Origin of the sequence: Virgibacillus necropolis, from assembly GCF_002224365.1 — a bacterium.
Lineage (GTDB): Bacteria > Bacillota > Bacilli > Bacillales > Amphibacillaceae > Virgibacillus_F > Virgibacillus_F necropolis.
On record NZ_CP022437.1, the window covers coordinates 2,533,764 to 2,555,824 of the forward strand.

At 35.8% G+C, this 22,061-nt stretch carries 28 protein-coding genes; all 28 read right to left on the minus strand.

Going from position 1 to position 22,061, the window contains the following annotated elements:
• Nucleotides 1-150: 150 nt before the first annotated feature.
• A complete protein-coding gene (flhB, locus tag CFK40_RS12175) occupies nucleotides 151-1,230 on the minus strand; it encodes a flagellar biosynthesis protein FlhB (RefSeq protein ID WP_089532561.1) in 1,080 nt (359 codons plus the stop codon).
• Nucleotide 1,231: 1 nt separating this feature from the next.
• A complete protein-coding gene (fliR, locus tag CFK40_RS12180; protein WP_089532562.1) occupies nucleotides 1,232-2,011 on the minus strand; it encodes a flagellar biosynthetic protein FliR in 780 nt (259 codons plus the stop codon).
• A 3-nt stretch (nucleotides 2,012-2,014) separates the two neighbouring features.
• Nucleotides 2,015-2,284: a flagellar biosynthesis protein FliQ gene (fliQ, locus tag CFK40_RS12185; RefSeq protein ID WP_089532563.1), complete on the minus strand. Its 270-nt coding sequence runs from the start codon at nucleotides 2,282-2,284 to the stop codon at nucleotides 2,015-2,017.
• Nucleotides 2,285-2,309: 25 nt separating this feature from the next.
• The gene (gene fliP, locus CFK40_RS12190) at nucleotides 2,310-2,975 is read right to left on the minus strand and encodes a flagellar type III secretion system pore protein FliP (protein ID WP_089532564.1); all 666 of its coding nucleotides are present in this window, start codon (nucleotides 2,973-2,975) and stop codon (nucleotides 2,310-2,312) included.
• Nucleotides 2,968-3,615 carry a flagellar biosynthetic protein FliO gene (locus CFK40_RS12195; RefSeq protein ID WP_089532565.1) on the minus strand — a complete coding sequence of 216 codons (648 nt, stop codon included), beginning with the start codon at nucleotides 3,613-3,615 and terminating at the stop codon, nucleotides 2,968-2,970. The genes fliP and CFK40_RS12195 overlap by 8 nt, the downstream gene beginning before the upstream one ends.
• Before the next feature lie 13 nt (nucleotides 3,616-3,628).
• Nucleotides 3,629-3,991, minus strand: a complete 363-nt coding sequence (locus CFK40_RS12200) for a response regulator (RefSeq protein ID WP_089532566.1) — start codon at nucleotides 3,989-3,991, stop codon at nucleotides 3,629-3,631.
• 22 nt (nucleotides 3,992-4,013) lie between these two features.
• Entirely contained in the window at nucleotides 4,014-5,162 is a 1,149-nt protein-coding gene (gene fliY, locus CFK40_RS12205) for a flagellar motor switch phosphatase FliY (RefSeq protein ID WP_089532567.1), read from the minus strand.
• Nucleotides 5,152-6,147 (minus strand): flagellar motor switch protein FliM, encoded by a 996-nt coding sequence (gene fliM, locus CFK40_RS12210; protein ID WP_089532568.1) that lies wholly within the window; start codon nucleotides 6,145-6,147, stop codon nucleotides 5,152-5,154. Before fliM ends, fliY begins: the two co-directional genes overlap by 11 nt.
• Before the next feature lie 61 nt (nucleotides 6,148-6,208).
• Nucleotides 6,209-6,631, minus strand: a complete 423-nt coding sequence (gene fliL, locus CFK40_RS12215) for a flagellar basal body-associated protein FliL (protein WP_089534377.1) — start codon at nucleotides 6,629-6,631, stop codon at nucleotides 6,209-6,211.
• Nucleotides 6,624-6,842 (minus strand): flagellar FlbD family protein, encoded by a 219-nt coding sequence (locus CFK40_RS12220; protein ID WP_089532569.1) that lies wholly within the window; start codon nucleotides 6,840-6,842, stop codon nucleotides 6,624-6,626. The genes fliL and CFK40_RS12220 overlap by 8 nt, the downstream gene beginning before the upstream one ends.
• A 59-nt stretch (nucleotides 6,843-6,901) precedes the next feature.
• The gene (flgG, locus tag CFK40_RS12225; protein WP_089532570.1) at nucleotides 6,902-7,696 is read right to left on the minus strand and encodes a flagellar basal body rod protein FlgG; all 795 of its coding nucleotides are present in this window, start codon (nucleotides 7,694-7,696) and stop codon (nucleotides 6,902-6,904) included.
• A gap of 87 nt (nucleotides 7,697-7,783) precedes the next feature.
• A complete protein-coding gene (locus CFK40_RS12230) occupies nucleotides 7,784-8,161 on the minus strand; it encodes a TIGR02530 family flagellar biosynthesis protein (protein WP_089532571.1) in 378 nt (125 codons plus the stop codon).
• A gap of 1 nt (nucleotide 8,162) precedes the next feature.
• Entirely contained in the window at nucleotides 8,163-8,663 is a 501-nt protein-coding gene (flgD, locus tag CFK40_RS12235) for a flagellar hook assembly protein FlgD (protein ID WP_089534378.1), read from the minus strand.
• 9 nt (nucleotides 8,664-8,672) lie between these two features.
• Nucleotides 8,673-9,965 (minus strand): flagellar hook-length control protein FliK, encoded by a 1,293-nt coding sequence (locus CFK40_RS12240; protein WP_089532572.1) that lies wholly within the window; start codon nucleotides 9,963-9,965, stop codon nucleotides 8,673-8,675.
• 30 nt (nucleotides 9,966-9,995) lie between these two features.
• Nucleotides 9,996-10,610 (minus strand): MotE family protein, encoded by a 615-nt coding sequence (locus CFK40_RS12245; protein ID WP_089532573.1) that lies wholly within the window; start codon nucleotides 10,608-10,610, stop codon nucleotides 9,996-9,998.
• 5 nt (nucleotides 10,611-10,615) lie between these two features.
• Nucleotides 10,616-11,062 (minus strand): flagellar export protein FliJ, encoded by a 447-nt coding sequence (fliJ, locus tag CFK40_RS12250; RefSeq protein WP_089532574.1) that lies wholly within the window; start codon nucleotides 11,060-11,062, stop codon nucleotides 10,616-10,618.
• On the minus strand, nucleotides 11,062-12,381 hold the full coding sequence (gene fliI, locus CFK40_RS12255; protein WP_089532575.1) for a flagellar protein export ATPase FliI: 1,320 nt from the start codon (nucleotides 12,379-12,381) through the stop codon (nucleotides 11,062-11,064). The genes fliJ and fliI overlap by 1 nt, the downstream gene beginning before the upstream one ends.
• Entirely contained in the window at nucleotides 12,378-13,148 is a 771-nt protein-coding gene (gene fliH / locus CFK40_RS12260; protein ID WP_161493863.1) for a flagellar assembly protein FliH, read from the minus strand. Before fliH ends, fliI begins: the two co-directional genes overlap by 4 nt.
• Nucleotides 13,141-14,154 (minus strand): flagellar motor switch protein FliG, encoded by a 1,014-nt coding sequence (gene fliG / locus CFK40_RS12265; protein WP_089532577.1) that lies wholly within the window; start codon nucleotides 14,152-14,154, stop codon nucleotides 13,141-13,143. Before fliG ends, fliH begins: the two co-directional genes overlap by 8 nt.
• Before the next feature lie 12 nt (nucleotides 14,155-14,166).
• Nucleotides 14,167-15,762: a flagellar basal-body MS-ring/collar protein FliF gene (gene fliF, locus CFK40_RS12270; RefSeq protein ID WP_089532578.1), complete on the minus strand. Its 1,596-nt coding sequence runs from the start codon at nucleotides 15,760-15,762 to the stop codon at nucleotides 14,167-14,169.
• Between the two features lie 171 nt (nucleotides 15,763-15,933).
• Nucleotides 15,934-16,236, minus strand: coding sequence for a flagellar hook-basal body complex protein FliE (gene fliE / locus CFK40_RS12275; RefSeq protein WP_089532579.1), 303 nt, complete (start codon nucleotides 16,234-16,236; stop codon nucleotides 15,934-15,936).
• A 71-nt stretch (nucleotides 16,237-16,307) separates the two neighbouring features.
• Nucleotides 16,308-16,763 (minus strand): flagellar basal body rod protein FlgC, encoded by a 456-nt coding sequence (gene flgC / locus CFK40_RS12280; RefSeq protein ID WP_089532580.1) that lies wholly within the window; start codon nucleotides 16,761-16,763, stop codon nucleotides 16,308-16,310.
• A 2-nt stretch (nucleotides 16,764-16,765) separates the two neighbouring features.
• Nucleotides 16,766-17,164: a flagellar basal body rod protein FlgB gene (gene flgB, locus CFK40_RS12285; protein WP_089532581.1), complete on the minus strand. Its 399-nt coding sequence runs from the start codon at nucleotides 17,162-17,164 to the stop codon at nucleotides 16,766-16,768.
• 432 nt (nucleotides 17,165-17,596) lie between these two features.
• Nucleotides 17,597-18,376, minus strand: a complete 780-nt coding sequence (codY, locus tag CFK40_RS12290) for a GTP-sensing pleiotropic transcriptional regulator CodY (protein WP_089532582.1) — start codon at nucleotides 18,374-18,376, stop codon at nucleotides 17,597-17,599.
• Nucleotides 18,377-18,405: 29 nt separating this feature from the next.
• Nucleotides 18,406-19,800: an ATP-dependent protease ATPase subunit HslU gene (hslU, locus tag CFK40_RS12295; protein WP_089532583.1), complete on the minus strand. Its 1,395-nt coding sequence runs from the start codon at nucleotides 19,798-19,800 to the stop codon at nucleotides 18,406-18,408.
• 20 nt (nucleotides 19,801-19,820) lie between these two features.
• Nucleotides 19,821-20,366, minus strand: a complete 546-nt coding sequence (gene hslV / locus CFK40_RS12300; protein WP_089532584.1) for an ATP-dependent protease subunit HslV — start codon at nucleotides 20,364-20,366, stop codon at nucleotides 19,821-19,823.
• Between the two features lie 21 nt (nucleotides 20,367-20,387).
• Nucleotides 20,388-21,263: a tyrosine recombinase XerC gene (gene xerC, locus CFK40_RS12305; RefSeq protein WP_089534379.1), complete on the minus strand. Its 876-nt coding sequence runs from the start codon at nucleotides 21,261-21,263 to the stop codon at nucleotides 20,388-20,390.
• Between the two features lie 407 nt (nucleotides 21,264-21,670).
• The gene (locus CFK40_RS12310) at nucleotides 21,671-21,988 is read right to left on the minus strand and encodes a hypothetical protein (RefSeq protein WP_152640130.1); all 318 of its coding nucleotides are present in this window, start codon (nucleotides 21,986-21,988) and stop codon (nucleotides 21,671-21,673) included.
• Between the last annotated feature and the right edge of the window lie 73 nt (nucleotides 21,989-22,061).

Genomic DNA, 22,061 nt, shown 5'->3' on the forward strand with positions numbered 1-22,061 from the left:
GAGGCTCATCGCGAGCCCTAAGGTGCGCGAAGTGGATTTCCGGAACGGTTGTCCAACCACCAAACAAAGTACTTACGCCGTATCCTATATCAACTTCGGTGGTATGAGCAACGAACATACGAAAATAGCCTAACGAAAAGAGTCCTTTTGCTAAACCTTTTTTTCTAATCGATAAACATATGCTAATACTTCCGCAACCGCTTGGTAATACTCCTCAGGGATACTATTACCAATTTCTATCGCACCATAAAGCGCCCGTGCCAGTTGTCTATTCTCCACTGTCATAACATTATTATTTTTGGCAATTTCCCTTATTCGAAGTGCTGTGTAATCTACCCCTTTTGCTACTACAAAAGGTGCACTAGCCTTAATTTCGTCGTATTTAATTGCTATCGCATAATGAGTTGGATTCGTAATAACTACATCAGCCGCTGGAACCTCGCTCATCATACGTCTTGCTGCCATTTGACGTTGTTTTTCTTTAATTTTTGACTTTATTAATGGATCACCTTCTATATTTTTGTATTCATCCTTTATATCGTTCTTTGACATTTTAATGCTTTTTTCAAAATCATATTTTTGATAAGCATAGTCAATAACGGCAATGAATACTAATGCAAGTGCTGCTGCAAACCCCATTTTTATTGCATTATTACCGAAAAAAGCTAAAGCACTTTCCACTGTTTTGAACGAGAGCATCATCATTTCATCCTTGTATAACCAAATGATCCAAAATGTTATAGCTCCTATAAACACGATTTTTAATAATGATTTCAACAATTCCACTAAAGCGCGCATAGAAAATATTCGTTTTGCACCTTGAATAGGATCCATCTTTTTCAAATCCAGTTTAAGTGGTTCAGTTGTAAATAAAAAACCGATTTGGGTGAAGTTCGCTGCTAAACCAGCGATAATAGCAATTCCCATAATTGGGGCAATTATTTTTGCCATCTCCATTGTTCCCTCAACAAAAATTTGGTGGACACTGTTCTCTGTAAGATCCCATTGAATGTATTCCGTAAAAGCAGTTTTATATAATGCTGTCAGGCTTTTCCCCATGTTATCGCCGAAAATAAATAAAATTAAAAAACAAAAGAATAATAGAAATGCAGTGTTAATATCCTGACTTTTTGCTACCTGTCCTTTTTTTCTAGAATCTTGTCTTTTTTTGGGAGTTGCTTTTTCTGTCTTTTCACCTGCAAAAAATTGAAGATCCAATTTCATTTGCATGTTAGGCACCTCCCATTAGCTGCATTAAGCCATGCATTGCCTCAAATGTAGTCTCGAATAAACTTTTCACCAAAACCATATATAAACTTAAGAAAAATAAAATTGCGATAAAACTTACTACTATTTTTAGAGGCAATCCAACAACAAAAACATTTAGTTGTGGAACAGTTCTTGCAATAATTCCAAGTGCAACATCAACTAAAAATAAACAGCCTACAATTGGAATTGCCATTTGAAATGCTATAAGAAACATTTCATTAAACGTATCAATAACAAAATCAATGAGTGATTGGTTTTGAAAAGGTACATAAGCATCTATTGGAATTAAATTATAACTATAAAAGATTCCATCTATTAATAAATGGTGTCCATCGACCGATAATAAAAACAATAACGCAATAATATAAAAATATTGCCCAGTTAAAGGGGTTTGTGCTCCTGTTTGCGGATCAATGACGTTTGCAATTGCGAAACCCATTTGAAAATCAATTAATCCCCCTGCAATTTGAATCGCCGACAATATAATATAAGCGAGTAGGCCAATTAACAATCCTACAATTGCTTCCTTTGCAAGCAAAAGTATAAATGTTCCATCAATTGGAATTGGAGGTGAATCGACTGTATAAAACATAATAAATGCTAGAAAAAAACTAAACCCTATTTTAAAGTGCGTTGGTATGGTTTTATAGGAAAACAGTGGTAATGCAACAAAAAAAGCTGTTACTCGAACAAATATTAATAAAAAAGCGGGTATACTTGCTAAATTAATAATATCCAGCATATTTTACCCAACAAACTGATTTAAGTTTTGAAATAAATCAGCTGTAAACTCAACCATTTTCGTTAACATCCAAGGTCCAAAAAATATCAAACCAACAAACACAGCTACAATTTTCGGAATAAATGCAAGTGTTTGTTCCTGTATCTGTGTAGTCGCCTGAAAGATACTTACTAATAATCCAATCGCAAGTGCTAATATCAACAACGGACCAGACACGAGTAAGATCGTATAAATACCTTTTTCTGCTAATGTTAAAACAAACTCACTGCTCATTAAAGCCCAACCCCTATGATATTCATTAAAATCCCTCTAATAATGAATGGGTTATGAGATACCAACCATCCACTAATACAAATAATAATATTTTAAATGGCAGCGAGATCATGACAGGTGGTAACATCATCATTCCCATCGACATAAGAACACTTGCAACAGCCATGTCAATAATTAAAAACGGTACGAATATCATAAAACCCATTTGAAATGCCGTTTTCAGTTCACTAATTGTATAAGCAGGAACAAGTGTAGTCATTGGTATATCCTGAACTGTTTCAGGCTTTTCCATTTCCGCATAATTCATGAACAATGCTAGATCCTTTTGTCTCGTATGAGCTGCCATAAAGTCTTTCATTGGTGCACTTGCACGATCATACGCCTCGTCTAAGGATATTTCTTCATCGAAAAGTGGCTGAAGTGCTTCTTCATTTACCTCATTGAAGGTTGGTGCCATAATAAAAAATGTTAAAAACAAGGCAAGTCCAATAAGCACCTGATTCGGAGGCATTGACTGTGTTGCGAGTGATGTTCGAACAAAGGATAGAACAATAATAATACGTGTGAAACTAGTCATTAAAATCAATATACTTGGCGCAAGTGATAGAACAGTTAATAATAATAATAATTTGACCGATGTCGCAACAGATGCCGGATCTGAATCAGAAAACATATTTATAAATTCATTCATGCTTATCACCCTTTTGTTTATGGTGATTAATCATTTTTCTTCGACCACTTTTTAATTTATCTAGCTCTGTTGTAAATAGGTTTTTAAATTCACTTTTTGTTTGGTTTGTTGAATTATCATTTTTCTTTTGTTGAAATAAAGCCGTTACGAATGATCCGGCTTGGAATTCATTTGCTTGATTAATATGTAATAACTCTTCTTTTTCATTCTCATTTGTAATTTCGTGTAACAATTCAACATTATCTCCGACACCGACGACATAAACTCGACTACCGATACGAATAATTTGTATCGACTTATTTTGACCAACAGAAATTCCACCAATATTTTCTAATGCTTTTACTTGTTGAAAAATTTTATTTCGTTTGTTTAAAAGTTTTAATAATACATAAATAAGTGCTAGTACGAGAAGCAAAGCAAAAACCATTTTTATTAAATCAAATACTAATGATCCATTTTCGTTTTCACTTGCCTCTATACGCGTTCCATTAGAACCTTCTTTTTCTAACTTATCACAATCCAAATTTTCTTCTATACATTCCTTGGCATTAGGTGCAGCAGCGGAAACCTCCGATAGTAAACCTAAATTTAAATAGCATAATACTAAACAAATACAAATACTTATTTTTTTCAACACCATATTCACTCGCTTCTTAGTTTAAAGCCTTTTGTATAGCTTCTATTACGCGGTCTGCTTGGAATGGTTTGACAATAAAATCTTTTGCCCCTGCTTGTATAGCATCAATCACCATAGCCTGCTGGCCCATTGCAGAACACATTATTATTTTCGCTTGAGGATTTGCCTCTCTTATTTTCTTTAAAGAGGTAATCCCATCCATTTCAGGCATTGTAATGTCCATTGTCACTAAATCTGGTGTTAATTCGTTATATTTTTCAATGGCTTCCGCGCCATCCTGTGCTTCGCCTACTACCTCAAAGCCATTTTTACTTAAAATATCTTTTATCATCATACGCATGAATGCCGCATCATCTACGATTAAAATACGTTGTCCCATTATGCTTTCCCCCATCAATTTTTCATTTGAGTTTCATAAGCCTTTCTGACTGGCTTATGATATCTGTTAAGCGAACTCCAAAGCTCTCATCAATAACCACTACTTCACCTTTTGCGATTAATTTCTTATTAACGAATACGTCAACGGGCTCACCAGCTAATTTATCTAATTCAATAATTGATCCTGACGATAAATCTAATATATCTTTAATCGTTCTCTTTGTACGCCCAAGTTCCACAGTAACCTTTAATGGAATATCTAGTAACAAATCTAGGTTACGTTGGTTATTTTCACTTAGCCCCACCTGGTCAAATGTAGAGAATGTAGCCTGATGTATATTAGTTGATGATCGATTCACATTTTCACCCAAATATTGTGGTTTAGGTTGTGAGGTTTCTTCTTGACCTTTATGTAGATTTCGCTCATTACTAGCTTGTTTTTCGATCTCTCCAACTGCAGCTTGCTTTTCGTTTATTTCTGCTTGTGAACTTTTCATTAACTCATCAACAAGTTGATTTGCAAAAGGGATTGGAATTAATTGCATTATAGTTGAATCAATTAATGTTCCTACCTTTAGTTGGAAGGAAACCTTTACAAATACGTTTTCGTTCCCATTTAGTTCATCTTTCACGTTGTTTTGGCCATTTCGTAGTTTGATAATTGGTGGTGAGATATCAACTTTCTTTTCAAAAATCGTAGACATACTAGTTGCAGCAGCGCCCATCATTTGATTCATAACTTCCTGTACTGCACTAATATGAATATCATTTAATTCTTCTGATGGATTTGTTCCATCACCACCAAGCATAATATCGGAAATGATAGAAGCGTCTTCCGAATTAATAACAAAAACGTTCTGACCGATAAAACCTTCTATGTATTTCACCTCAACCCTAACATGGTTAAAGGTAAATTCCCTTGTTAGATCCTCTTGCTTAATAACAGACACTTGAGGTGTTGTAATTTCGACTTTTTGACTTAATAATGTAGAAAGTGTGGTTGCAGAACTTCCAAACGAAATATTACCAATCTCACCAAGTGTATCCTCTTCTATGGTAGTTAAAAAATTGGAATTATCGATATCCTCTATAGCAGTTTCTATCTCATCATCTGATCCTACCTTTAAAAGTGCATCTATTTCATCCTGGGAAAGCATGCCATCATTCGTCATCCCTGTTTCCCCCTTCAATTTCTTCTAATACTTGTACTGAAATTTTATTTCTTAGTTTACCTGGCTGCACATAAAACTTAGGTTCATTATTAATTTCCAACGTTAATGGATCTTCAATAGACTGGTTTAAACCAATGATGTCGTTCCTTTGTAAGTTTAAAAATTCATCGATATTAATCGTCGTTTGACCTAATAGAGTTTTCGCTTCTACCTTAGCTAGCTTAATATTTTCTGTAAGCTTGCTGTATGTTTCTGGGTCTCTATTTTTTGTTGTCGTTTGCATCCAATAGTGAACAGATAATTTTGGAATAATCGGTTCGAGAACAATATGCGGGATACAAATATTAATCAAACCGCTTGCTTCTCCAATAGTTGTGTTTAAAGATACAATAATAACTGTTTCATTTGGGGAAACCATTTGTAAAAATTGCGGATTCACCTCAAAATCTTCTAATACTGGATCAATTTCTATTATCGATGCCCATGCTTCTTGCAGATTAACAACAGCCTTTTCAAAGAGCTGTGACATCAACAACGTTTCAATTTCAGTTAAGTTCTCTACCTTGTTGACACTGTTTCCTTTTCCCCCTAAAACTCTATCCAACATACCATATGCAATGTTCGGATTTACCTCCATCAGTATACGACCTTCTAAGGGGGCAACACTAAATATATTTAATACAGTCATTTTAGGTACCGAACGAATAAATTCTTCATATGGAATTTGATCAACCGATGCAACAGATATATTTACATATGTTCTTAGTTGTGCCGAAAAGAATGTCGTTAACAACCGGGCATAATTTTCGTGAATCCTAGATATACTTCTAACCTGGTCTTTCGAGAAGCGCAATGCTCTCTTGAAATCATAGACTCGAACTTTTTTTTCTTTTTCTTCTTTTTTTAATTCTTCAGCATTCATCTCACCAGTTGAAATAGCTGATAACAGTGCATCAATCTCATTTTGTGACAGTACTTCTTCCACGTAAAACCCTCACCTCCGTAATGGAGTAATTATCGTTATTGTGCGTGTTCAAAACAACCTATTATTGTAAAATCTTACTTATTGTATAGACATCCGTAATCTTTCCATCTATCATTAATTCGTTAAGTTTCAGTTGTACAACATCCTCTAAATTACCAAGTCCGGATTTAAAATCTTCAGCGTGCATTTTTGATAATTCCTTTATAAGGATATTTTTAAGTTGGAATTCTCTCTTTGCTATTTCTTCTTTTGCATCCTTACTATCTGTTACTACCTGGAACTGAATACGAACAAAGCTTCCATCCTCTAGATCTGTCGTAATTTCAGATGTTTGATAGGAATGTTCGACGATTTCATCTATCGATTGAGCATCACCGTTTTTATCGTCGCCAGATACATATAAGACAACAACTAATGCGATTACTCCACCTAGCAATAAAATGACCAATGAAGTAACCATTGTTTTAACTAAACCGCTACCCATTTGCATCACCGATTCCTTTTACACATTCCCTGATTCCAAGTTTACGGTAATAACTTGTAACTAAGCTTGCAACCTCTTTCTCAGGCTCTTTTACTACCATTTTCTTACCATTAATTAACGTAATCGTTGTATCTGGATGGGACTGTATTTGTTCAATCATGATAGCATTTAATGTAAACACTTCATTGTTTAGCCTGGTTAATTGAATCATAATATGGTGGGGGGATGTGCCTGTAGCTATCTATAGCGCAACATCCCCTACCTCCTCATCTATCGTTTTAGATTTACAAGCTCTTGTAGTATTTCATCAGATGTCGTAATAATTCTTGTATTTGCCTGGAATCCACGTTGTGCAGTAATCATTTCAGTGAACTCCTCGGCCAAGTCTACATTCGACATTTCTAGTGAACCACTAATGATGGATGCAGCGCCATCCGCTTCAGGTACTGCCAATCCCGTAAAACCAGCGTTTTCTGAATTTAAAAAGAGGTTACTACCAGATTTTTGTAAACCAGCAGGGTTCGAGAAGTTTGCAATGCCAATCTGCCCCTCAGTTTGAGTGTCACCAGCAGCATCTATATACGTTACCGTTCCATTTGTTTGAATACTGAAGCTTTGTGCTGTATCTGGGATAGTTAGCGGAAAATTTCCACCTGCTCCAACTAAATAATAACCATCTGCATTTACAATATTGCCTCCATCATCTAGATAAAAATTACCAGCACGTGTATACAACGTTTCACCATTTGCTTGCAGAGCGAACATTCCATCTCCCTCTAATGCCAAATCTAGCGGATTATTTGTCGTTTGGCGAAATCCTTGTGTATGAATATTGTCAATCGATCCTAATTGTGACCCTAAACCAATTTGTGCCGCGTTTATACCGCCTCGTGTAGCAGTTGGGCCTTGAGCACCAGACGTCATTTGACTCATCATGTCTTGGAACGTTACTCTCCCTTTTTTAAATCCTGCTGTATTTACATTTGCAATATTGTTACCAATAACATCTAATTTCGCTTGGAACCCCTTCATCCCTGAAATTCCCGCATACATTGAACGTAACATATTCATTCATCCCTTCACTTAGTAATGTAGTAAGCTGTATCATTCAGTCAACAGCTTCCATGGCCTCCCAGTTCCCCCGAGTCCAGCCTATTCGTTAATTAAAATTGTTCCATTAATATTCGTGAAAATTTTGTTTGTTGCTTCTTCTCGGTTCATTGCTGTTACAACTGTGTGATTCTTTGTACTAACAAGTAGAGCTGCATCATTGGTTACAACAAGTGAATCAGTAATCCCTTTGTTTCTTGCTTCTACCATTTTTTCTGTTATTGTCTGCCATTGCTTATCATTAAACGTAATATTTCTTTCCTGTAATCGTTCTTTTGCGTGTTTACTAACCTTAACAGTCTGTGCATCTACCAACATATCTTTAAAATTGACTGAAGTGGATTGTTGTTTAGATAAAGGTTTGTTTACATTCGGAAATTGCAAGGCATGTGACTTTGTCTGATGGATACGGTGATCCATTTTATTCACTTCCTTCTGTTTTATCTGGTCCTTCTACCGTGGCTTCAGTTGCATCGTCAAGTTTTGCATTCGGATCACTGATTTGTAAAATAGCATCCGCATAAATCTTTTTCCCATTTTCTAATTCTAGAATCGCCCATCCTTCTTTCTGACTCACTGCAATAACATTACTAGATTCGATGTCTAGTTTTTCACCAGTCTCTTCCTCATAATTTTGATAAGAAACTTCCTTACCAATCATATGACTATATTTAATTACTGGGGAAACCAGCTGGCTTTGCACTAAGGTGTCTATTGACTTTGACATATTCATCATCTGTTCTAACGATGAAAAAGAAGCCATTTGAGAAATGAATTCGCGATCGTCCATTGGATTTGTTGGGTCTTGATTTTGTAACTGCGTCATTAGTATCTGTAAAAATTCTTCCTTTCCAAGTTCAGGACTTGGTTGTCTTGTTGTTGATTGGTTTTGCAAATAATACGATGGATCGATTTTCGTCACATCAACCACCTACACTTTCTCATTCAGTAGAATTTCATGAAAGAATTTTTCAAACTCATCATTTGATTGTTTCTGCTCATCTTGATGGGAATGTTCTGATTGACTTTGCTCATCTTTATTCATAGATTGTTGATCCTTCTCTTGTTGCATATTTTGCGTCTGTGTACTACTATCTTGCCTTTCAATCACAACCTGTTGTGGTGAAAACATGTGTTTGAGTTGATGCATGTTCGCCTCCAACATATCCTGAGTTGCTGCAGATGTTACAATAATTTTCACTGTCATCTCACCATTAATCTGGGTTAGCTTCACCATCATTTCCCCTAGATTAGCTGGACGTAAAGCAATAGATAATTGGGTTGAACCGTTGTTAGACACATAAAATTTACTTGATTTCATCACTTCTTGAAATTTATCTACTAATTGTTGCCCTTGGCCTTGTTTATGTTGTGATTGATTTAGGTGAATGACATATTGCTCAACCTTGGATAACGGCATTGATGAAGAGGCAACTTGATTAAGTGAAACAGGTTCAGAAACACTATGCTGTGACAGAGCCTTCTCAATCCATTTTACTACGTCAGAATTTGTTACCTTTGCATCCGTGTTATATTGCCGTGATGCCACAAATTGATCTCTTTTTTGGTACGCATTTACTAATTCCCGCCATACAATCTCGATTTTTGTTCCATTTAGATTCAGTTGATTTCCTACCTGTATAGCGCTTTCCTTGGTACCAGCCTTTTTCTCTAGACTTGTCCATTGCTGCAATAGCTTTTGTATTTCCGGGGCAATCTTCTCAATGTTTCTATAACTTGTGATACCCGATAGTAATGATTCAGCTTTATTACTAATTTCAATAAGCTTCTGAGCGATTTCTTTTTTATTGATTGAAACAATGGTTGTACTTATACGTGGTAAAACAACTTGAGCATCCATTTGAAATTGTTTACTTGTGCTGGCAGACGCTATATTACCAAGAATAATTTTCAACTGCCGAACTTCTTCTGCACGTACATTCATTTCCTCAAGCGTCCGTTCTATGTCTTCTGGTTCTTTAAGTATCGTGTCAAGCTTATCGTTTAATGCTTCTGGCAGGTTTGCAAAAATACGTTTCAACAGATTATTGGTATCTTCTGATTTAAGGTGACTTCCTGTGTTTCCTGTAGAAGTATTAGGCTGCTTTAATTTTAATAGTAGCCCTGTAAATACGCTTGATAATTCAATTGGCACACTTTCACCTGATAGAACTTTTCCATGAATTGGTAGTTGAACAGGAATAGGCATTCCAGTTATATTCATTTTTTCCACCCCCTTTCAAGTGTTTGAAAGTTATTCAGCACTAGTAAGATAAGCCTTTGTATACTGTGCAGCTATTTCCGGCTCCGTTTCTTCAAAAATTCCTGCACGAACATCTTCTGGTATCTCTTTTAAAATTGCTATTACCATGTCTTCTTCTAGGTCTTGTAAAATAAGTGCGGTTTGTTTTGGATCCATTTGTTCAAAAGAGGCTGTTATCGATTTTAACTGGCTATCTTTTTCAGCTTCAACCGAAGTTGCTTGGGCTTTTTCATCATTTGACTCAGTCTTTACATTATTTTTATTTTCTAACTTAACAATCTCTTGTTTTAACTGATCCACGGTTTCTTCAAGGTTCGTTACGTTTGCTTGTAGTGCATCAATTTTTTCGTCTTTATCACTAATTTTATCCTTAACCAATTGTTCTGTACGCTGTTCGTCCTTTTCTTTATCTGTTGCTATTACCGATGAAATAACTGGAATATCATTTGCAGTATTTTTTGCCCAATCCATTACATTAAAGCCAGCTACTGTAAAAATGATAATAACAATTGTAATTGCTACGATTAATGGAACAACGATAGCAAACAAAAACCAAAGAACCGGGTTTGATTTTGTTTTTATTTGCTTTTCGGATTTTTTAGCCATTTCATTCACCTATTTTTTTGATTTAAGTATTGCTGAACGGATAGTTCATCCATAAATATTTTTTCCTGTTTTTGTATTCGTTCTTGTTGTTCTTTTTTTCGATATGTAATTATTTTTTCGAACTTCTTAACCTCAACATGTGCATCTGTAAGTTTCACCTGTTTTGCTTCCATTTCTGTTCTAGCAGTCCGGACATCACGCTGTAACTGTACAATCTGTTTGTTTAAGTTTTCAATATATGTAATCTGTTCTCTTATTTTGTCTATAGATATTGTGGTTTCCAGATACGCTTCTTGGACTTCTTCAGCATTTTCTTTCTTTTTAAGTAATGTATATAGTCGAGTTGCAACACCTTCAAAATACTCCATTGATTGATGGTAATCCTTTTGCGCATCATGCTTTTCTCTTTCTCTAACGTTAAGTATTTTCGATAATGCTACGGTTTCAGCCATTAACCAATGCCTCCTGAAAGTAAAATTTGCATACGTTTAATTGATTCGTGTAAAGGTGAATGCTCCAACGTACCTTGTTTTAAATATCCTCTAATCTTTGGATGAAATGCAATAGCTCGGTCAATCTCATGATTTGTGCCATGTTTATATGCACCGATTTGAATCAATTCGCTATTTTCTTCGTAGGTTGCAATCAATGATCTAATTTGTTGAGCTGTTTCTAGATGTTCCTTACTAGCTATTTGAGTCATTACTCGACTAATAGATTTTAATACATTAATCGCTGGAAATTGACCCTGTTCGGCTAGTTTTCTATCAAGGACAAAATGACCATCGAGAATACCTCTTACCGTGTCAGCTATCGGTTCATTCATGTCATCTCCATCTACTAAAACAGTATAAAAAGCTGTTATAGTCCCGTGAATACTTGTACCAGTTCTTTCCAATAATTTCGGAAGGATCGCAAATACCGATGGCGTATAGCCTTTTGTAGTTGGTGGTTCACCTGTTGCTAAACCCACTTCCCGTTGAGCCATTGCAACTCGGGTTACAGAATCCATCATTAAATTTACTTGAAAGCCTAAATCTCTAAAATATTCACTTATCGCGGTTGCAGTATAGGCGGCTTTTATTCGCATAAGTGCAGGTTGGTCAGATGTCGCTACGACTACAATAGATTTTTTTAAACCCTCTTCACCAAGGTCTTTTTCAATAAATTCCCTTACTTCTCTACCACGTTCTCCGATCAAAGCAATAACATTAATATCTGCACCACTATTTCTGGCAATCATACCAAGTAGTGTGCTTTTACCTACACCACTTCCAGCAAATATACCAATCCGTTGACCTTTCCCTACTGTCAATAAAGAGTCAATTGCCCTCACGCCAACTTGGAAAGACTCGCTGATCCTCGGTCGTGCTAAAGGATTCGGTGGTAATCGTTCGGTAGTAAAGTTAGATAATCCTTTTGGTAATTTAGAATCATCCAATGGCTTACCTATTGAATCAACTACTCTCCCAATCAATCCGCGTCCAATTTTAATTGTTAGTGGTTTTCCTGTTGATTCAACTAAACAACCAGGGCCAAGTTCGGTTACCGCTGAATAAGGCATAAGAATAATCTTTTCATTGTTAAATCCAACAACCTCAGCAAGAATCGGCTTATTAGTTGATACGGAACTATGAATATAGCAGACCTCACCTATATTAGCTTCTGGGCCTTGAGATTCTATCATTAATCCAACTACTCGCAAAATTTTACCAAATCGTTTATATGTATTTGCTTGTTGAATAGCATCTATATATTGCTCAACCTTCATTGTTTATTCTCCATATTCACTTCATGTAAAATAGCCCGAAGTTGCTTTAGTTGCGTATCAATGCTTGCATCAATTCGTCCAAAAGGATGTTCGATAAAACAATTATTTACCTTCGTATCATCTTTTACATAAATCGATAGCTTTGAATCTGAGTCGAGTAATCTACTTAGCTCTTCTTTTTGATTTAATACAAACTGATAATTGTCTGGATGTAAATAGATAGAAATAGTTGATTGTTCCTTAATGTCTTTTATGGCTGCTTTCACAATGTGAACAAATGTTTCAGGTTTCTCTTCTAGTTTATATTGAATAATTTTTTCAGCAGACTGAATTGCTAGTCTCAATATAATATCCTCACTACTCTCTAATACCGCATGATAGTCTTTGGTAGCGGAATCAACAATATCATTTGTTTTCGTTACTAATTCGGCGTAATAATTTAAACTCTCTTCTTTACCAGATGCGAATCCTTCCTTACTTCCTAATTCCTTTGTTTCTTTAATTAGTTGTCGCTTCTCTTCTTCCCAATCTTTCTTTTCCCGTTCAATTTTTTCCAGTGTATTCTTTAGTAGTGTTTCACGTTGATGTTTAATATGATCTAAATCGCGATTCAGTTCTGCTAGTTTGTTTTGCTTAGCAATCAGTTCATCGTCAATTGTTTCAGCAGTGGGTTGTATACTTTCCTTTTTTTTGAAAAGCTCCATTGGTCTAATTTTAATTTGTTTTTGCTTATTAGTAGAAGTGTCTTGCGAATAATTATTAGACAATAATATCGTCACCCCCACCACGGGCAATAACAATTTCTCCAATGTCCTCAAGTCGACGTATTACGGCTACAATTCTAGACTGTGCTTCCTCTACATCTCGCAGGCGTACTGGACCCATGTATTCCATTTCATCTTTAAACGTTTCAGCCATACGTTGTGACATATTTTTAAAAACAAGATCCTTCACTTCATCGCTTGATACTTTAAGTGAAAGTCTGAGATCTTCATTTTCTACTTCACGAATAACACGCTGGATAGCTCGGTTGTCTAAAATTACAATGTCTTCAAAAATAAACATTCGTTTCTTAATTTCATCCGCTAACTCTGGATCCTGTATCTCTAAAGCGTCTAAAATAGTTCTTTCTGTACTACGATCTACACCATTTAGCACCTCGACTACCGCTTGAATTCCACCCGTCTGTGTATAATCTTCAGTAAGCGAGGAAGAGATATTTCGCTCCAGAACTTGCTCAACCTGACTAATAATTTCAGGTGAGGTGGAGTCCATTGTTGCGATACGTTTTGCTACATCCGCTTGCATTTCCTGAGGAAGAGCTGATAATATTTGCCCAGCTTGTTCAGGATCTAGATAAGATAATACAAGCGCAATCGTTTGGGGATGCTCGCCCTGAATAAAATTTAATACTTGCTGTGGATCGGCTTTGCGAGCAAAATCGAATGGCCTTATTTGGACGGAAGAAGTAAGCCGATTGATGATACTTGACGCCTCCTGCTTTCCAAAAGCTTTTTCTAAAACCGTCTTAGCGTATCCAATTCCACCTTGTGAAATAAAGTCCTGAGCAAGAGCAATTTGATGAAACTGCTCTAATACATCCTCTTTTAGTTTCGATTCAACTTTCTTTACCGAAGAGATTTCTAGACTTAACTTTTCTATCTCTTCTTCCGATAAATGTTTATATACTTGTGCGGAGACATCAGGACCCAAGGAAATTAATAAAATTGCTGCTCTTTGCTTGCCTGTTAATGTTGATTTTGTTCGTGCCATATTAAAATCCTCCTAATCCTCCGCTATCCAGCTGCGTAACAATTTTGCAAATTCTTCTGGTTTGTCTTTTGCCATTTTTTCTAATTGTTTTCTCCGTACAACTGATTCCGAATCCTTTTCCTGACTTATTTCCGGTAGTTCCGTCGATGTCTCTGTAAAAGTTGTCTCCTCCACAACCTCTTCATTCACATCTTTTTTATTCCGTATTAACATCACAACTAAAACGATGATAATTAGTAACAATATTCCCCCAACAATGTACATCCATAATGGAATTATCGGTGTTGTCGGTTCAGGAAGCTTTGTGCTGTCACTAAATTCTTGGAAAACAATTGAAACTTTTTCTTCTGGTTGTATATCTCCGTATTCAGCATCAACTGATGTTGTTACGATTGAGTTGAGGATAGAGGAAATTCCTTCCTGGACTGCGGTTATATCTGGTTCTGACAAATAACTAACCTGATCACCATCGCGGCTTTTCACGTTGTCTACAGCCACTTGAATACCTAGATCTCTTATCTTGTAAGGACTTTCGACAATTTCTTTTCGTATTTTGTTATATTCGTTATTAATGGTTTCTTTTACTAATTCGTACTCGCCGTCTTCATTTTCTGTTGCTTGGTACCCAGGAATATCTTCATCACCTGTCCCTGCAACTCCACCTTCAATAGGAGGGTTTCCAGAATACGTCTCGTGCACCGTTTCAATACTTATAGGTAGACCTTCCATTGTTTCCAAGTCTACTGGCTCAACTATTTCCTCTACACGGTTTTCTGTCGTGAAATCAATATCTGAAGTCACAGATACAATAACATTTTCTGGTCCTACCATGGCTCCTAACATTTGTTGTAATCTTCTTCTAATATCGAGTTCAATATCTTTCTTGACCGATTGTTGATAGGCATAAACATCTTGATTGTTTCCAGTATTTTGAGTATTTTGATCAAAGTATTCAAAGTACTGATTCATAATCACAATATTTTCTGGTGGTAAATTCGGAACTGCTTTTGAAACTAAATGATAGAGCGTTTCAATTTGATTCCCTTGAAATTCGTGTCCAGGCTTTGTGTTAACCACTATAGAGGCACTCGCCTGTTGTCCAGTATCACTTACGAAAACAGGATCTTTCGGCATATTGATCATCACTTTAGCATCTTCAATCCCTTGAACACCTTTAATTAAGTTAGCAAGCTCCGTTTGCATAGCATCGAGCTTTATCATGCTAAATTCATTATCTGTAATACCCCAGGATGCATTCTGACTAAAAAATGAGTAGTCAATATTCCCACTACTGGGAATACCTTGCCCAGCTAAGTCAACTAATAAATTATTCACCTCTGCCTCTGGGACGGTTATCGTAGTACCACTGTCTTCAAGCGCATACTGAATCCCTCTAGTATCCAATTCTGCTTTAATTTGGCCAACCTCTTGCAAGGATAGATTACTATATAATGGCACCAAATTTGATTTAGCTGAAAAAAGTGACAACCCGATAATTAGAAAAACAACGATACCTATTGAGCCCAAAAAAATAACCCTTTGGGCTTTTGATCGCTTCATCCAAAAAGATTTAGCTGAATCCCTCATTTTTAACATGTTTTCTTTCATATATTCCCCCGCCAAATTCCGAAAAAAATAATAGTATGTATTAAGACCTGCTATAAAAAACGCAACTGTGAAGTCGGTTAGCGAGGGACCACCTGAACACATGGATTAGGGTCTCGGAGTGTCAATCCTTACGTTACGAGCCTCTAGCCCTCAAAGCTAAACAAACTAATTTTAAACTTGCATACGCATTATTTCGTTGTATGCATCAATCACTTTTCGTTGGACCTGCACAGATGCCTCTAAGGTAACGCTAGATTTTTGAGAAGCAATCATTACATCATGAAGGTTTTCTATTTCACCACGTGCAAAAGCTTCTGTTTTTTGATTAGATATAACTTGTGTTTTATTCACATTTTCTATTGCAGATTTTAAATTATCTGCAAAATTTGCGTGTGCCTTTCCTGGAGATATGGGTTTGTCATATGTATTAACGGGTAATATAGAATTAGTTATTCCATTTATAAATTGGCTCATGTATTTTCTACTCCTTTAATTGCGTGTACATAAAGTCCGGTTATGACGCATCGAATTTCTTCATTCTTTAATTACTTTCCGATTTCTAAGGCTTTTAACAGCATACTTTTTGTTGCATTTAATGCAGTTACATTTGCTTCATAGGAGCGTGTTGCACTCATTAAATCTACCATTTCTTTTAAAGGATCAACATTTGGTAATTGTACATAGCCATCCTGATTTGCATCAGGGTGAGTTGGATTATAAGCTAGTTTAAATGGAGAGTCATCTTCAGCAATTCTGGAAACCTTCACTCCACCAGTTTCAGTTGATGAAGGATTAGATGCTTTATGTAGGAAAGATTGGAAACTACCATCTTCTGGTTCAAAGACGACCATTTTTCTTCTATATGGTTCAACCTCTCCGTTTTCATTTATAGATGCTCGCGTGGTTTGTGCATTTGCAATATTAGATGAGACAACGTCCATTCGTAACCGTTGAGCTGTGAGTGCACTAGCACTTGAATTTAACGCCCCGAAAATAGACATTCCTATCTACCCCCTCTAATAACTGTTTGTAAACTACCGAACTTACCACTTAACCGATCTACTAATCCTTGATAATAGATTTGATTTTTTGCTAGTTCTGACATTTCTTTATCTATATCAACATTATTTCCGTTATGATTGTACATGGTATTGTTTAGGGTTCTTACTTGATATGCATGACTAGAGGATTCCAAGGAAAAAGGCAGATGCTTTGGGTTTGTTCGTTTAGCTTCAAACGAGCCTGATATGGCATCATTCAATACATGTTTGAACACAACTTCTTTTGCATTGTAATTCGGTGTATCCACATTTGCTACATTGTTTGAAATGACACGGTTTTTAGCAGTTGCATAATCAAGCGAATTTTCTAATGTTCTTATAGTTCCCTCAAATAAACCCATATCTTTCCAACACTTCCTTTTATTAACTATTTTACAACCGACACTTTTTCAATAAGGCTTACGAATATTGTAAATTATAGATTGAGGAATGTCTATGAAATTTCGACATATTACGACTTAATAAAATAAAATAGTTAATATTATCCAGTTCTATGTACCTATTATTTTGGATCTTACTACCATAAACTAATTCGATCACAAATCTAATAGGCATAATGACCCTTTATTTAAAGTAATAAACCATTAGAAAACTTGGCTTATCGCCAAGCCTTAATGGCGAAAGCCTTAGTTGCACTTATGCAGTAAGAAAGGATCTATACTTTCTTAACTGCTAAAATAAAAAAAGGAATCAAAAGGGCTATTATTTCTAGCCTTTTGATTCCTTTTTGATTCTAAGGACTCAAGCTCTCGAGTGCCTACATTTTTTGCTTTTTATCTTGAGCGCAATTTTTCAAGTTCAACTAAGAATTTGTTGTTCAATACTTTAATATATGTTCCCTTCATACCTAATGAACGGGATTCGATAACACCAGCACTTTCTAGCTTGCGTAGTGCGTTTACAATAACAGATCGAGTAATTCCTACACGGTCTGCAATTTTACTTGCTACTAACAAACCTTCGTTACCATTTAACTCTTCAAAGATGTGGTCGATTGCTTCAAGTTCACTGTAGGATAGTGAACTAATTGCCATTTGTACAACCGCTTTACTACGAGCTTCTATTTCAATTTCTTCTGTTTTTTCATGGAGAATTTCCATTCCAACAACTGTTGCACCGTACTCAGCTAAAAGTAAATCGTCATCACTAAAGCTTTCTTCCAATCTACTTAAGACTAATGTACCAAGACGGTCTCCACCACCAATAATTGGAACAATCGTTGTCAAACCACTTTGGAATAATTCACGATTTTCAACTGGAAAAGCAGTAAATGAACTGTTGATATCCAAGTTTGGAGTTGTTTCATAGATTGAAAATAATCCTTGCGTATATTCTTCTGGAAACTGTCTTTCTTCTAGCATGGATTTCATGCGATCATTTTCGATTTCTTGATTGATTGCAAATCCTAAAAGTTTTCCGCGACGGCTTAAGATAAATACGTTCCCCTTAATTACATCTCTAAGGGATGCTGACATCTCATTGAAATCCACCGATTTTCCTGTTGCCTTCTGTAGCATTGCATTAATTTTTCTTGCGCGATTTAATAGTTCCATACTATTAATCCTCCATTCAATATTTTAATTTATAGTATAAATTGGCTTAGATCCCTATTCTTCACAATAGAACTTAGTTTCTTATCAACATATTCCGATGTTATTTCAATTTTATCCATCGTGATGTCTGGAGCTTCAAATGATAAATCCTCCATTAACTTTTCTAAAATAGTGTGTAAGCGACGTGCACCAATATTATCTGTGTCTTGATTTACTTCAAAAGCCACTTCTGCTATTTTATCTACAGCTTGGTCGGTAAATTGTACATTTATACCTTCTGTTTTCAACATAGCTTGATATTGTTTAAGTAATGCGTTGGATGGTTCAAGTAAAATTCGTTTGAAATCACTAACTGTTAGCTTTTCTAATTCCACCCGAATTGGAAATCTCCCTTGAAGCTCTGGAATTAAATCGGACGGTTTTGCCATATGAAATGCTCCTGCTGCTATAAATAACATGTGATCTGTTTTAACTGATCCATGCTTTGTGACAACAGTAGATCCTTCTACAATTGGCAAAATATCACGCTGAACACCTTCTCTGGAAACATTTGCTGTATTATCCTGTTTTCCAGCTACTTTGTCAATTTCATCAACGAAAATAATTCCTGACTGCTCTGATCGAGAGATAGCTTCTTGGGCTACTTCTTCCATGTCTACCAATTTCTGTGCTTCTTGCTGGGTTAAAATCTTTCTCGCTTCAGATACTGGTAATTTACGTTTTTTCTTTTTCTTTGGCATGAATTGTCCAAAGGCATCTTGCATATTCATGCCCATTTGTTCCATTCCAGAGCCCTGCAACATATCAAACATAGAAGGTGGCATTTCCTCAATTTCCACCTGGACCATATGATCCTCTAACTCACCAAGAGCTAGCATGTGTTCAGTACGCTGTCTTTTATTTCTAATTTCTTCGTTACTTTCGTTATTTTCTTCCTCATCATCATCGGAAGAACTACTTGGAAAAAGCATTTCAAACGGGTTTTTGTTGGTTGTATCCTTTTTTACCTGAGGTACTAGTAACTGGACAAGTTTCACATTAGCCTCTTGCTTTGCTTTTTCTTTGACTTCTTCCATCTTCTCTTCTTTAACCATTCGAATAGACATTTCAACTAAATCTCGTACCATCGATTCTACATCACGGCCAACATAACCTACTTCAGTAAATTTTGTCGCTTCAATTTTAATGAAAGGAGCACCAACTAATTTAGCTAACCTTCTAGCTATTTCTGTTTTACCGACACCAGTTGGACCAATCATTAGTATATTCTTTGGTACGATTTCATCTTTAATTGAATCATCTAACTTCATACGGCGATAACGATTTCTGAGGGCTACAGCAACCGACTTTTTAGCTTGCTTTTGACCAATAATATAGTGATCAAGTTGTTCCACAATTTGCTTTGGTGTATAATCATTTCCCATCGTTTTACAAGGCCTCCTTATTACTCAAGCACCTCAAGTGTAATCTGGTCATTTGTAAAGACACATATTTCACCGGCAATTGTAAGTGCTGCATGTGCTATTTCTTTAGCAGTTAGATTTTCAGAATAGCGTACTAGAGATCGACCAGCACTTAAAGCATAGTTTCCACCAGAACCAATAGCTAAAATACCATCATCGGGTTCAATTACTTCACCAGTTCCAGATACAAGAAACATGTTTTCTTTGTTCATGACAATGAGCATCGCCTCCAATTTACGCAATACCTTATCACTTCGCCATTCTTTTGCAAGTTCCACAGATGCTCTTGCTAAATTACCATTATACGTTTCAAGCTTGCTTTCAAATTTTTCAAAAAGAGTAAACGCATCTGCTACCGAACCCGCAAAGCCAGCCAGCACTTGCCCATTAAATAATGTACGTACTTTACGTGCTTTATGTTTCATTACAACTGAATTTCCTAGAGTAACCTGGCCATCTCCACTCATTGCACATTGTCCCTTGTGTGCAACTGCGAAGATTGTTGTTGCATGCATCTCATTTGACACCTGCATCACCTCATAATCTAATTAATTATTGGCTCTAGGGTGAGCCTTCATATACACATTTTTCAAATGATCCTTCGTTACATGCGTATAAATTTGGGTTGAAGATAAGCTTTCATGACCTAATAGTTCTTGAACGCTTCTAAGATCTGCACCCTCATTTAACATGTGTGTTGCAAATGTATGACGTAATTTATGTGGATGAACATGTATAGTTAATGAAGCCTTTTCTACCATTTTTGTCAAGATCAGGCGCATGCCTCTAACAGTTAAAGGAGTACCTTTAGCATTAAGAAATACAGCATTTGTTGCCACATTAGATTTTTTAAGTAGTACATTTCTACCTTCATTCATATACGTTTCCAATGCAATTTCCGCAAAGCGACCAAATGGTACGTATCGTTCTTTTCTACCTTTACCATGGATAAGCATAGTGCCTATAGTAAAATCAATATCTTGCAGTGTTAGACTTTGACACTCACTCACCCGAATTCCTGTAGCGTAGAACGTTTCCAGTAATGCTTGATTTCGCTGCCCCAATGGATCACTCATATCATTCACTTCAAACAATTTCCCAAGTTCCTCCTGATACATAAATCCAGGGATAGGTTTGGTCGTCTTTGGTAAAGTGACTTGAAGAAAAGGATTGCTTGAAACCTTATCTTCTCGTTCTAAAAAACGATAAAAACTGCGCATACTAGAAATTAACCTTGATACAGTGCGTCTACTTAACTTCTTGTCATATAAAGAAGTTAAAAAAACACGAATTAAACGATAATCAACATCAGCTAGGTTTTCAATTCCTTCAACCATTAAAAATTGATTAAAAGTTTCCAGATCATTCAGATAATACTTTACAGTATATGGAGATGCATTTTTTTCAATTTGTAAATATTCCATGAATGCTTCGTTAAATTGTTTTAAATGATACAATACGTCACCCCATTAATCAGCGAATAAATCATATCACATTCGATTGCATAGCGCAATAAATTTAACAAAATTGTAACAAAATTCAGAATTGACCCTTATCCTCATGTTGTTATATACTTCGGATCTACCTTGCCATTTCTGCATCTATTCACGTGAACATTCAATGAATTTTTAGAGTATACGAACAAAGTTATCTCAACTAATTATTGTCCACAACTAAACTCCCTTCCACCACTGTCAAGTAAATAAGCTTTCCAATACGTAATTATATCTTCTTCAAATATAATAGTCAATTTTCAACAATTCACGTATTCGAAGAAGTTACAAAGCTTAAATAAATGTGAAAGGGAGTTTCTATATTTATTGACAAATAATTAGTTTAATAACCCTATTTCAGCGATTTTTTCTTTAGTAGTTGAAGTGCCTAGATCATATACCTTTTGATAGATTCTAACTAAATACTCATCGTATTTGTTTCTTTTATCGTCTGCACCCCATTCATCAAATGGTTTACCTATATATTCGACCGCTTGTTTTCCTTTTTTTCTCTTCTCCATAAATAACATCTCAACTTCTTTGATTTCATCGGCATCAGCATAAATCTCATATTCAATACCACTATCGGGGATTGACATTTCGCGAATATCTTCTGTATCAACAGTTACAAAATATTGTTTTCTTGCATTCATCATTATAACCTCCTCTACTTAGGTAGTTTTCCCTTTTCATTGAAGTTAAAACTTGTAAGAAAAGCGCAAGAGCCCG

Excerpts from the sequence above, each read along its gene's own strand:
- fliL (WP_089534377.1), bottom strand. The coding sequence starts at position 6,631 with ATGGGTAGCGGTTTAGTTAAAACAATGGTTACTTCATTGGTCATTTTA.
- hslU (WP_089532583.1), bottom strand. The coding sequence starts at position 19,800 with ATGGGAAATGATTATACACCAAAGCAAATTGTGGAACAACTTGATCAC.
- CFK40_RS12220 (WP_089532569.1), bottom strand. The coding sequence starts at position 6,842 with ATGATTCAATTAACCAGGCTAAACAATGAAGTGTTTACATTAAATGCT.
- fliP (WP_089532564.1), bottom strand. The coding sequence starts at position 2,975 with ATGAATGAATTTATAAATATGTTTTCTGATTCAGATCCGGCATCTGTT.
- CFK40_RS12200 (WP_089532566.1), bottom strand. The coding sequence starts at position 3,991 with ATGGGACAACGTATTTTAATCGTAGATGATGCGGCATTCATGCGTATG.
- fliY (WP_089532567.1), bottom strand. The coding sequence starts at position 5,162 with ATGACGAATGATGGCATGCTTTCCCAGGATGAAATAGATGCACTTTTA.
- CFK40_RS12230 (WP_089532571.1), bottom strand. The coding sequence starts at position 8,161 with ATGGATCACCGTATCCATCAGACAAAGTCACATGCCTTGCAATTTCCG.
- CFK40_RS12310 (WP_152640130.1), bottom strand. The coding sequence starts at position 21,988 with ATGATGAATGCAAGAAAACAATATTTTGTAACTGTTGATACAGAAGAT.
- xerC (WP_089534379.1), bottom strand. The coding sequence starts at position 21,263 with ATGGAATATTTACAAATTGAAAAAAATGCATCTCCATATACTGTAAAG.
- codY (WP_089532582.1), bottom strand. The coding sequence starts at position 18,376 with ATGGAACTATTAAATCGCGCAAGAAAAATTAATGCAATGCTACAGAAG.
- fliQ (WP_089532563.1), bottom strand. The coding sequence starts at position 2,284 with ATGAGCAGTGAGTTTGTTTTAACATTAGCAGAAAAAGGTATTTATACG.
- fliF (WP_089532578.1), bottom strand. The coding sequence starts at position 15,762 with ATGAAAGAAAACATGTTAAAAATGAGGGATTCAGCTAAATCTTTTTGG.
- CFK40_RS12245 (WP_089532573.1), bottom strand. The coding sequence starts at position 10,610 with ATGGCTAAAAAATCCGAAAAGCAAATAAAAACAAAATCAAACCCGGTT.
- fliE (WP_089532579.1), bottom strand. The coding sequence starts at position 16,236 with ATGAGCCAATTTATAAATGGAATAACTAATTCTATATTACCCGTTAAT.
- flgC (WP_089532580.1), bottom strand. The coding sequence starts at position 16,763 with ATGTCTATTTTCGGGGCGTTAAATTCAAGTGCTAGTGCACTCACAGCT.
- flgB (WP_089532581.1), bottom strand. The coding sequence starts at position 17,164 with ATGGGTTTATTTGAGGGAACTATAAGAACATTAGAAAATTCGCTTGAT.
- fliJ (WP_089532574.1), bottom strand. The coding sequence starts at position 11,062 with ATGGCTGAAACCGTAGCATTATCGAAAATACTTAACGTTAGAGAAAGA.
- fliI (WP_089532575.1), bottom strand. The coding sequence starts at position 12,381 with ATGAAGGTTGAGCAATATATAGATGCTATTCAACAAGCAAATACATAT.
- fliR (WP_089532562.1), bottom strand. The coding sequence starts at position 2,011 with ATGCTGGATATTATTAATTTAGCAAGTATACCCGCTTTTTTATTAATA.
- CFK40_RS12195 (WP_089532565.1), bottom strand. The coding sequence starts at position 3,615 with ATGGTGTTGAAAAAAATAAGTATTTGTATTTGTTTAGTATTATGCTAT.
- CFK40_RS12240 (WP_089532572.1), bottom strand. The coding sequence starts at position 9,965 with ATGAATATAACTGGAATGCCTATTCCTGTTCAACTACCAATTCATGGA.
- flgG (WP_089532570.1), bottom strand. The coding sequence starts at position 7,696 with ATGTTACGTTCAATGTATGCGGGAATTTCAGGGATGAAGGGGTTCCAA.
- fliG (WP_089532577.1), bottom strand. The coding sequence starts at position 14,154 with ATGGCACGAACAAAATCAACATTAACAGGCAAGCAAAGAGCAGCAATT.
- flhB (WP_089532561.1), bottom strand. The coding sequence starts at position 1,230 with ATGCAAATGAAATTGGATCTTCAATTTTTTGCAGGTGAAAAGACAGAA.